Source organism: Pseudomonas jinjuensis (genome assembly GCF_900103845.1).
GTDB classification, from domain to species: Bacteria; Pseudomonadota; Gammaproteobacteria; order Pseudomonadales; family Pseudomonadaceae; genus Pseudomonas; species Pseudomonas jinjuensis.
The window spans coordinates 89,768-98,769 of record NZ_FNIJ01000022.1 but is presented as its reverse complement, the minus strand read 5'-3'; the positions used below and the strand labels follow the sequence as shown (position 1 = coordinate 98,769).

The 9,002-nt window shown below is 65.2% G+C and carries 11 protein-coding genes; 4 read left to right on the top strand and 7 right to left on the bottom strand.

From position 1 onward, the window contains the following. From BLR75_RS24380 to BLR75_RS24365, 4 genes are all read right to left on the bottom strand, one after another. Positions 1-460: transposase domain-containing protein (locus BLR75_RS24380; protein ID WP_175469381.1), on the bottom strand; the 460-nt coding region annotated here is incomplete at its 3' end. Between the two features lie 117 nt (positions 461-577). Next, positions 578-865: a PA4642 family protein gene (locus BLR75_RS24375; protein ID WP_084314550.1), complete on the bottom strand. Its 288-nt coding sequence runs from the start codon at positions 863-865 to the stop codon at positions 578-580. A 90-nt stretch (positions 866-955) separates the two neighbouring features. Beyond that, positions 956-1,438, bottom strand: a complete 483-nt coding sequence (locus BLR75_RS24370; RefSeq protein ID WP_084314551.1) for a hypothetical protein — start codon at positions 1,436-1,438, stop codon at positions 956-958. A 68-nt stretch (positions 1,439-1,506) separates the two neighbouring features. Continuing rightward, the gene (locus BLR75_RS24365) at positions 1,507-2,064 is read right to left on the bottom strand and encodes a hypoxanthine-guanine phosphoribosyltransferase (RefSeq protein ID WP_084314552.1); all 558 of its coding nucleotides are present in this window, start codon (positions 2,062-2,064) and stop codon (positions 1,507-1,509) included. Positions 2,065-2,216: 152 nt separating this feature from the next. Here BLR75_RS24365 and upp point away from each other — a divergent pair, with 152 nt between their 5' ends. The 3 genes from upp (at position 2,217) to gpgF (ending at position 5,286) form a co-directional block, all read left to right on the top strand. Beyond that, complete coding sequence (upp, locus tag BLR75_RS24360; protein ID WP_084314553.1) at positions 2,217-2,855, top strand: uracil phosphoribosyltransferase; 639 nt, start codon at positions 2,217-2,219, stop codon at positions 2,853-2,855. Between the two features lie 3 nt (positions 2,856-2,858). Next, the gene (locus BLR75_RS24355; RefSeq protein WP_084314554.1) at positions 2,859-4,148 is read left to right on the top strand and encodes a uracil-xanthine permease family protein; all 1,290 of its coding nucleotides are present in this window, start codon (positions 2,859-2,861) and stop codon (positions 4,146-4,148) included. Between the two features lie 142 nt (positions 4,149-4,290). Then, positions 4,291-5,286: a glucosaminyl phosphatidylglycerol flippase gene (gene gpgF, locus BLR75_RS24350; protein ID WP_084314555.1), complete on the top strand. Its 996-nt coding sequence runs from the start codon at positions 4,291-4,293 to the stop codon at positions 5,284-5,286. Positions 5,287-5,636: 350 nt separating this feature from the next. Here gpgF and BLR75_RS26835 read toward each other — a convergent pair whose 3' ends face one another. Both BLR75_RS26835 and purU read right to left on the bottom strand, forming a co-directional pair. Further along, entirely contained in the window at positions 5,637-5,810 is a 174-nt protein-coding gene (locus tag BLR75_RS26835) for a hypothetical protein (protein ID WP_169720292.1), read from the bottom strand. 37 nt (positions 5,811-5,847) lie between these two features. After that, positions 5,848-6,699, bottom strand: a complete 852-nt coding sequence (purU, locus tag BLR75_RS24345; RefSeq protein ID WP_084314556.1) for a formyltetrahydrofolate deformylase — start codon at positions 6,697-6,699, stop codon at positions 5,848-5,850. A 261-nt stretch (positions 6,700-6,960) separates the two neighbouring features. Between purU and mvaT the strand changes: the two genes are divergently transcribed. After that, positions 6,961-7,335 carry a histone-like nucleoid-structuring protein MvaT gene (mvaT, locus tag BLR75_RS24340; protein ID WP_084314557.1) on the top strand — a complete coding sequence of 125 codons (375 nt, stop codon included), beginning with the start codon at positions 6,961-6,963 and terminating at the stop codon, positions 7,333-7,335. 192 nt (positions 7,336-7,527) lie between these two features. Here mvaT and sbcB read toward each other — a convergent pair whose 3' ends face one another. Continuing rightward, on the bottom strand, positions 7,528-8,964 hold the full coding sequence (gene sbcB, locus BLR75_RS24335) for an exodeoxyribonuclease I (protein ID WP_090416161.1): 1,437 nt from the start codon (positions 8,962-8,964) through the stop codon (positions 7,528-7,530). Positions 8,965-9,002 lie beyond the last annotated feature (38 nt).

Genomic DNA, 9,002 nt, shown 5'->3' with positions numbered 1-9,002 from the left:
AGCCGAAATGCTCGCGCAGCTCGGGGGTATCCGGGGTGCGCAGGAGCGCGCCATCCACCGCCAGGACACGCAGATCCTGCCAGGTATCACCGTCATGGCGTTCGCATCCCCACTGGTTGCCGGTCTTGCGGAACAACCATTCGACCGGATCGGCGCCTAGCCGCTTGCGGGCCTCGCTGACACCACTTCTCGCCAGCAGGTGGTCGGAAGCCAGGCCCTGGGCGCAGATATTCAGGCGCCTGGCCACTTCATGGACGGGCTCATCGCGGAATAGCGCCATGCCCAGTACCAGCCAGAGCACCTGATCGGCAGGCAGGCGCCGCCGCCGCCGGATGGTGGCCTGCGAGGAAAGGTGCAGCGCGGATTCCACCCACTCGACCGGAATGTTCTGGGTGAAGGTGCTCAGATCGGAGAAGTTGAACAGGTCGCCCAATTCGAGCAGATGCTGTTGGAAAGACATAAAAAATCCGATGCCAGAAGTCTGGCATCGGATTTTCAGGGAAGACCCCGCTTAGACTCAAATGCTTAAGTGAACAGCATTACGCGCGGAGCGGGCTCTTTTCGGGCGGCGAAGCGATCAGCCGCGCGCGGCCCTGACCACCTCGATGTAGGGCTCGGCCTGGCGCTGGCCCTGGATCAGGTCGATGAAATCCTGGCCCTTGGCATTCTTCGCGCCGAGATCGTAGCCGGCCTCGACGAAGAAGCGCACGAAACGCTCGAAATCGTCGATGCGCAGGCCGCGGTAGGCCTTGACCAGCTTGTGCAGCGACGGCGGGGTGTCATCGGCCGGCTCGACATCGAGGAACAGCTTGATCGCCTCGTCGCCGATCTCCTCGCCAATCACTTGCTTCTTGTCTTTACGCATCGCTCGCATTTCTCCACGGCTTGTCTCGATGCGCCCAGGCAAGGCCGGGCGCCACGGAGGCGGGAGTTTAACTCCGCCGGGCGGCGTGGCTCAACGCGCACGCACCGCGCCGGTGTGCAGGTCGGCCCAGATGTGGCCGTTGGGATAGCTGAGGAACTGGCAGTAGACGGTGCCGTTGCGCAGCAGGTCGAGCAGCTGTGGATAAGCCGAGAGCGGGTAGTACAGGCTCAGGGTGCGGGTCTTCTCGTCGTAGTTCGGCTTCTTCAGGCTCTTGCCCTCGGCATCGAAACCGACCAGTACCTGGCGGACGTCCGTGCCCTTGCTCAGCGGCTTGCCCTTCAGGCGCAGCAGCGCCGGCGTGGTGATCGGGATCGGCTGCTGGTTGGACTGCCGCTGGGTGCCCAGCACCACGCTGTATTCGGTCACCTGCAGCAGTTGCTGCTGTTCCGCCGCGCCCTCGCGCAGGCCGGCGTCGTCCGGCGGCAGGAACTGGCTGTGCATCGGCGCCTCCGCCGCGGCGGCGGGCAGGCAGATCGCGAGCGCCAGGACGGCGCACAGGCTACGAACGGACATCATCAGGCTCCGCGAAGTGGGGCCGGGCACTCTAGCACGGGCTTCGCGGAGCGGCGACGACGGGCTGCTCAGAGCCCCTTGACCGCGTAGATGCCCGGCGCGTTGCGCCAGTAGCCCTTGTAGTCCATGCCGTAGCCGAAGATGTAGCGGTCGATGCAGGACAGCCCGACGTAGTCGGCCTTCAGGTCCGGACGCGCCTTGCGGTCGTGGTCCTTGTCGATCAGCACCGCGGTGTGCACGCGGCGCGCACCGGCGTGGCGGCAGAAGTCGATGATCGCGGACAGGGTGTGACCCTCGTCGAGAATGTCGTCGATGATCAGCACATCGCGGTCGATGAAGGAAACCTCCGGCTTGGCCTTCCAGAACAGCTCGCCGCCGGTGGTCTCGTTGCGGTAGCGGGTGGCGTGCAGGTAGGAGGCTTCCAGCGGGAAGTTCAGCTTCGGCAGCAGCTTGCCGGAGAAGATCAGGCCGCCGTTCATCACGCAGAAGACTACCGGGTTGCTCTCGGCCAGTTCGCCGTTGATGGCCTCGGCGACGCGGCCGATCGCGGCCTCCACCTCGGCTTCGTTGTACAGGCAATCGGCTTCGGCCATGACTTGGCGGATGTGCGCGAGATCGGCGGACATGGGGGCTCTCCCGAAAAAGTGCGCAAACTTACCGGCATGCCTGCCATGGAGCAAGTGCCGGCGGACGAATGTTCAGCACAATCATCGCCCAACATGACTAGGATGCATTACGCTACCGCACTTTTTTTCCAGCCCGCCGGAGACCCCATCCCATGCCCGTCCTCGAGATTCGTCATCCCCTGATCCGTCACAAGATCGGCCTGATGCGTCGCCATGACATCAGCACCAAGAATTTTCGCGAGCTGGCCCAGGAAATCGGCGCCCTGCTGACCTACGAGGCGACCAAGGACCTGCCGCTGGAAAGCTACGAGATCGAAGGCTGGGCCGGCGCGGTGCAGGTGGAGAAGATCGCCGGCAAGAAGATCACCGTGGTGCCGATCCTGCGCGCCGGCATCGGCATGCTCGACGGCGTGCTCAGCCTGATCCCCGGCGCCAAGGTCAGCGCGGTGGGCGTCGCGCGCAACGAGGAAACCCTCGAAGCGCACACCTACCTGGAGAAACTGGCACCGGAAATCGTCGAGCGGCGGGCGCTGATCATCGACCCGATGCTGGCCACCGGCGGCTCCATGGTCGCCACCATCGACCTGCTGAAGAAGGCCGGCTGCAGGGATATCCGCGCCATGGTGCTGGTCGCCGCGCCGGAAGGCATCAAGGCGGTCACCGGCGCCCACCCGGACGTCACCATCTACACCGCGTCCGTCGACCTGTGCCTGAACGAGCACGGCTACATCATCCCCGGCCTGGGCGATGCCGGCGACAAGATCTTCGGCACCAAGCAGAAGGACAACTGATTCATGGCCGACGAATTCAAGGACCCGCTCTGGCGGCAGGTCATCTCCGGCGCACAGATGCTCTTCGTGGCCTTCGGCGCGCTGGTGCTGATGCCGCTGATCACCGGGCTGGACCCGAACGTCGCACTGTTCACCGCCGGTTTCGGCACCCTCATGTTCCAGCTGGTGACCGGCCGCCAGGTCCCGGTGTTCCTGGCGTCGAGCTTCGCCTTCATCACCCCGATCATCCTCGCCAAGGGCCAGTTCGGCCTGGCCGCGACCATGGGCGGGGTGGTCGCCGCGGGCTTCGTCTACACCTTTCTCGGCCTGGCGGTGAAGATCAAGGGCACCGGCTTCATCGACCGCCTGCTGCCGCCGGTGGTGATCGGCCCGGTGATCATCTCCATCGGCCTGGCGATGGCGCCGATCGCCGCCAACATGGCGATGGGCAAGTCCGGCGACGGCACCGAGCTGATCCCCTACGGCACGGCGATGATGATTTCCATGCCGGCGCTGGTCACCACCCTGATCGTCGCCGTGTTCGCCCGCGGCATGCTGCGCCTGGTGCCGATCATTTCCGGGGTGCTGGTGGGCTACGCGCTGTCCTTCGCCTTCGGCGTGGTCGACACCGCGAAGATCCTCGCCGCGCCCTGGCTGGAACTGCCGGCCTTCACCGCCCCGGAGTTCAACCTGCAGGCGATCCTGTTCATCGTCCCGGTGGCCCTGGCGCCGGCCATCGAGCACATCGGCGGGGTGATCGCCATTGGCGGCGTGACCGGCAAGAACTACCTGAAGACTCCGGGCCTGCACCGCACCCTGCTCGGCGACGGTATCGCCACCTCCGCCGCCGGCCTGTTCGGCGGCCCGCCGAACACCACCTACGCGGAAGTCACCGGCGCGGTGATGCTGACCAAGAACTACAACCCGAAGATCATGACCTGGGCAGCGGTCTTCGCCATCAGCCTGGCCTTCGTCGGCAAGTTCGGCGCCATCCTGCAGAGCATCCCGGTGCCGGTGATGGGCGGCATCCTCTGCCTGCTGTTCGGCACCATCGCCTCGGTGGGCATGAACACCCTGATCCGCCACAAGGTCGACCTGTCCCAGGCGCGCAACCTGTGCATCGTCTCGGTGACCCTGGTGTTCGGCATCGGCGGCGTGCTGATCGGCACCGGCACCGGCCCGGACGACTTCGGCCTGAAGGGCATCGCCCTGTGCGCCATCGTGGCGATCCTGCTCAACTTCATCCTGCCCGGCGAGGACGGCTGGGAAAACAAGGCGCTGAAGGAAGAAGGCGGCGCCGAAGAAGCGGAATGAGCCCGCTCGCGGGCGGCCCGGCAGATGCCGGGGCCGCCGGCGAATGACGGCGAACACCCGCCTGCTGCAACGGTCCACACTGAATGGAAAGCGCAATTTTCCTGCATACCGGCGCCGCCCTGGCGCCACCGGGAGCCCGTCGATGAAGCGTGCCTGGTGGCTGCTCGGCGGACTCCTCGCCGCATCGGCCGTGCCGCTGTTCCTCGGCGGCCGGCAGATGCTGGAACAGCTCGCCCACTTTCCGCCCGACATCCTGCTGCTGATGCTCGGCATGATCCTGCTGTGCTGGATGATCAATGCGCTGAAGCTGCGCGTGCTGCTGGCCGGGCGCGCGGGCCGGATCGGCCCGGCGCATTCGGTCGGCATCGTCATGGCCTCCGAATTCGCCTTCTACGCCACCCCCGGCGGCACCGGCGGGCCGCTGACGCTGATGGCCCTGCTGGCGCGGCGGGGCATGCGCCCGGCGCAGAGCAGCGCGATCTTCGCCATGGACCAGTTGAGCGACCTGCTGTTCTTCCTCTGCGCGCTGATCGGCGTGCTCTGCTACGCGCTGTCCCACGCGGCAAGCCCCGACATGGAAGGTTCGCTGGCGTTCAGCGCGCTGTTCCTCGGCAGCCTGCTGACCGGCGTGATCCTGCTCGCCTGCTTCCAGCGCCAGCTGATCCGCTTCAACGGCCGGCTGCTGCACCGCCTGCAGGTGGCGCCGCACAAACGCCTGCGCTGGAGCCGCAAGCTCCTGCACTTCCGCGACACCCTGGCCGCCGGCCTGCGCCAGCCCAAGCGCACCCTGCTGCTGGTGTTCACCCTGACCAGCTGCCACTGGACACTGCGCTTCAGCGTGCTCTACCTGACCCTGCGCGCCCTGGGGGTGGACCTGCACTGGGCCTGGACCTTCCTCATCCAGCTGCTGTCCCTGGCCGCCGGCCTCGCCACGCTGCTGCCCGGCGGCGCGGGCGGCACCGAACTGACCTCCGCGGCGCTGCTCAGCCCGCTGGTGGGCAAGCCCACCGCGGCGGCAGCGATCCTGATCTGGCGGGTGGTGACCTATTACTTCTACCTGGTCGCCGGCGGACCGGTATTCGCCCTGCTGGCGGGGCGGCCATTGCTGAAGAAGCTGATCGGCGCGCGGCAGGGGTAGCGATTCATCGTCCGCCGGATCGCGGGCATGGCCCGCTCCTACAGGTTTACCCATGCGCACTGAAATAACGGTTGGACCTAGGGCGGGTGAAACCCGCCGGTAATTTCGCACCAGAATCGGCGGGTTGCACCCGCCCTACCGGCTGCGGCCGGGGCCAAGCTTCACCCGTAGGAGCGAGCTTGCTCGCGAACAAAAATGCGCTGAGATACCAAGACAGTTGCTCCTACAGGAAGGCACCGCCCTTGTAGGAGCGGGCCATGCCCGCGACCAGAACCACGTCGACGGCGCAAAACGCAGCCCCGGCGCATGGCTGATCGGCGCATGAAGCGTTCCGCTTCATTCGCCCTGCGTCACTGCTCATCGTCTTCCGCGCCTTCCGGGTGCAACCGCTCCCAGAGCTCGGCGGCACCGGGAAACTCGGTGCCGTCCTCCTCGCCCAGCGCATCGATGTCGTAGCGCGCCGTGCAGCCCTCGCCGAGGGTCGGCGGCGGGATGGCGGTGCCGGGGGATTTCGGGTCGCTCATGGCCGGTTCCTCCTGCGAGATCGACCGACCGCGAGGATCAGTCGAACACCACGGTCTTGTTGTCGTGCACCAGCACGCGGTCTTCCAGGTGGTAGCGCAGGCCGCGGGCCAGCACCATCTTCTCCACGTCCTTGCCGAGGCGCACCATCTCCTCGACGTTGTCGCGATGGGTAACGCGCACCACGTCCTGCTCGATGATGGGGCCGGCGTCGAGTTCCTCGGTCACGTAGTGACAGGTGGCGCCGATCAGCTTCACGCCGCGCAGCGAAGCCTGGTGGTAAGGCTTGGCGCCGATGAACGAGGGCAGGAAGCTGTGGTGGATGTTGATCACCTGGTGGCGGTACTTCTGGCACAGGTCCGGCGGCAGGATTTGCATGTAGCGCGCCAGCACTATGTTGTCGGCCCGGTGCTCGTCGATCAGGCGGGAAACCTCGGCGAAGGCCGGCTGCTTGTCCTTCGGGTCGACCGGCACGTGGAAGTACGGAATGCCATGCCACTCCACCATGCTGCGCAGGTCGTCGTGGTTGGCGATCACGCAGGGAATCTCGCAATCCAGCTCGCCGCTGTGCCAGCGGTGCAGCAGGTCGGCCAGGCAGTGCGATTCGCGGCTGGCCATCAGCACCACGCGCTTCTTCACCGCGGAATCGGTGATGCGCCATTCCATGGAGAATTCGCGGGCGATCGGGGCGAAGGCCTGGCGGAACACGTCGAGGTCGAACGGCAGGGAATCGGCGCGGATTTCATGGCGCATGAAGAACCAGCCGTTGTCGTTATCGGAATGATGACTGGCCTCGGTGATCCAGCCGTTGTAAGTGGCCAGGAAATTACTCACCTTGGCGACGATGCCTACCCCGTCGGGACAGGCGATCACCAGTCGGAAAGTGCGCATGGGGTGTACTCCAGATACTTCGCGAAGGCCGCCATTCTAGCGACTGGCCGGGAAAAGTTCAGCCTTCCGCCACGCTGACCGACGAGTATCCAAATCGCCGGCGGCAAATTTCAGGCAGCGAAACGGCGCTGAATAATTAATTTGCAATGAGCAAAGTGTCGACAAGTCTTGCTCATGTAGTTTACTTGGGGATTCCCGCTGACTATTATTGTTGCTACACAAAAACTATCACTGCGCAACAGCGAGACAAGGTATCCCGACATGTCACTCATCAACGAATACCGCGCTACGGAAGAAGCCATCAAGGAACTTCAACAGCGCCTGAAGTCCCTCGAACAGGACGACAAGCTGAAAAAAGAGCTGGAGTTCGAAGAGAAACTCCGCGCTCTCATGGGCAGCTACTCGAAGTCCCTGCGCGACATCATTGCCCTGCTCGATCCGGACGCGAAACTCAGTAAATCGCCCCGTACCGCAAAAACCACCGGCAGCAAGCGTGCGCGCAAGGTCAAGCAGTACAAGAACCCGCATACCGGCGAAACCATCGAAACCAAGGGCGGCAACCACAAGACGCTCAAGGAATGGAAAGCCAAGTGGGGCGCCGAGGAAGTGGAAAGCTGGGCGACCCTGCTCGGCTGAGCGGCGCGCCAGAGGGTGGAGCGGGACGGCAGAGCGGCCGCAGGCGATCCGGCCGCACGAACGATTGCAAGCCCGATGTTCCCGACGTAGCGAAGCCAGCGCAGTTTTCCAGCAGTACCGGCTCCGCCCCGCCAATAAAAAACGCCAGCCAAAGCTGGCGTTTTTTATTTCCTGCTGAAATATTCCGGCCGGTTACAGCGAATAACGCTGGCGCAATTGCTGCGCATGTCCCCGCCATTCTTCCAGCAAAGCGCGATTTTCCGGCGTGCTCTGCGCCAGCTGCGCCGCCAATGCCTCTTCGAAGTTCGCCAGGGTATTAGGCGCGCCGAATTCCGCGGAACTCAGGCGTTGCCGGCAGAAATTCCGCCACTGCTCCTGTTCCAGTGGGGTCAAAGTTTCCGGAAAATTCCGTGCCCGATATCGGAACAACAGTTCCGGGAGGCGCGGATCATCGAATGGCCATTGCTCTTTGGCCAATCGCTGCGGATCGCTCAGACGAACCTGCTCGCACAAGCGCCGGTCACGGTCGCCAATAAATCCGTCATAAAGCTGCTGTTCGGGATCTTCGCTGGCGGTGAAACTTTCTTCCGCATATATCGGCGCCAGCTTGTCCTGCCAGATCGACTTGCCCTGCACCAGCGCATCCTGGTTGCGCCGGCATTCGTCCAGGTCCAGGCCGATCCGTTCACGATCCTGCGCGCGCAGCACGTTGAGCGGCGCCAGCACCGGGCAGCGGTTGATGTGCACCAGTTTCAGCGGCACCGGCAGCTCGCCTTCGGCCAGTTCGTCGCGCCGGGTGTACAGGCGGCTGCGCAGGCTTTCCGCGTCCAGCTCCAGCAGCGGCGCCGGGTCGGCGCGCAGGTCGCAGACGATCAGCGCGTTGCGGTTGCGCGGATGCCAGGCCAGCGGCAGCACCACCGAGAGATAGTGCCGGGCCGCCGAGAAGCGCCCGGAAACATGCACCAGCGGCTGCAGCAGGCGCACCTGGTCGAGCACGCCCTGTTTGCTGCGCAGGCGGTAGAGGAAGTCGTAGAGCTTCGGCTGGCGCTCGCGGATCAGCCGCGCCAGGGCGATGGTCGCGCGCACGTCGGACAGCGCGTCGTGGGCCTGGCCATGCTCGATGCCGTTGGCCGCGGTGAGGCGCTCCAGCTTCAGCGTCACCTGCTCATCCTGCTGCGGCCAGACGATGCCCTCCGGGCGCAGCGCATAGGCGGTGCGCACCAGGTCGATCAGGTCCCAGCGGCTGTTGCCGCCCTGCCATTCGCGGGCATAGGGGTCGAAGAAGTTGCGGTAGAGGCTGTAGCGCGTCACCTCGTCGTCGAAGCGCAGGGTGTTGTAGCCGGCCACGCAGGTGCCGGGGCGCGCCAGTTCGGCGTGCAGGCGGGTCATGAATTCCGCCTCGCCCAGCCCGCGCTCGGCGAGCAGCCCCGGCCCGATGCCGGTGATCAGGCAGGCCAGCGGATGCGGCAGGATGTCGTCGCTCGGCTGGCAGTAGAGGTTGAGCGGCTCGCCGATCTCGTTGAGCGCCTCATCGGTGCGGATGCCGGCGACCTGCAGCGGCCGGTCGCGGCGCGGATCGATGCCGGTGGTTTCGTAGTCGTACCAGAAGATGCTGGCGTTCATCGCGATCCCTCGTTGCGTGACCGCGGCAGTCTACCATCGGGCCG

Bases quoted from the DNA above. Each gene is read 5' to 3' on its own strand.
- BLR75_RS24375 (WP_084314550.1), bottom strand. From the start codon at position 865: ATGCGTAAAGACAAGAAGCAAGTGATTGGCGAGGAGATCGGCGACGAG.
- BLR75_RS24370 (WP_084314551.1), bottom strand. From the start codon at position 1,438: ATGTCCGTTCGTAGCCTGTGCGCCGTCCTGGCGCTCGCGATCTGCCTG.
- BLR75_RS24365 (WP_084314552.1), bottom strand. From the start codon at position 2,064: ATGTCCGCCGATCTCGCGCACATCCGCCAAGTCATGGCCGAAGCCGAT.
- upp (WP_084314553.1), top strand. From the start codon at position 2,217: ATGCCCGTCCTCGAGATTCGTCATCCCCTGATCCGTCACAAGATCGGC.
- BLR75_RS24355 (WP_084314554.1), top strand. From the start codon at position 2,859: ATGGCCGACGAATTCAAGGACCCGCTCTGGCGGCAGGTCATCTCCGGC.
- gpgF (WP_084314555.1), top strand. From the start codon at position 4,291: ATGAAGCGTGCCTGGTGGCTGCTCGGCGGACTCCTCGCCGCATCGGCC.
- BLR75_RS26835 (WP_169720292.1), bottom strand. From the start codon at position 5,810: ATGAGCGACCCGAAATCCCCCGGCACCGCCATCCCGCCGCCGACCCTC.
- purU (WP_084314556.1), bottom strand. From the start codon at position 6,699: ATGCGCACTTTCCGACTGGTGATCGCCTGTCCCGACGGGGTAGGCATC.
- mvaT (WP_084314557.1), top strand. From the start codon at position 6,961: ATGTCACTCATCAACGAATACCGCGCTACGGAAGAAGCCATCAAGGAA.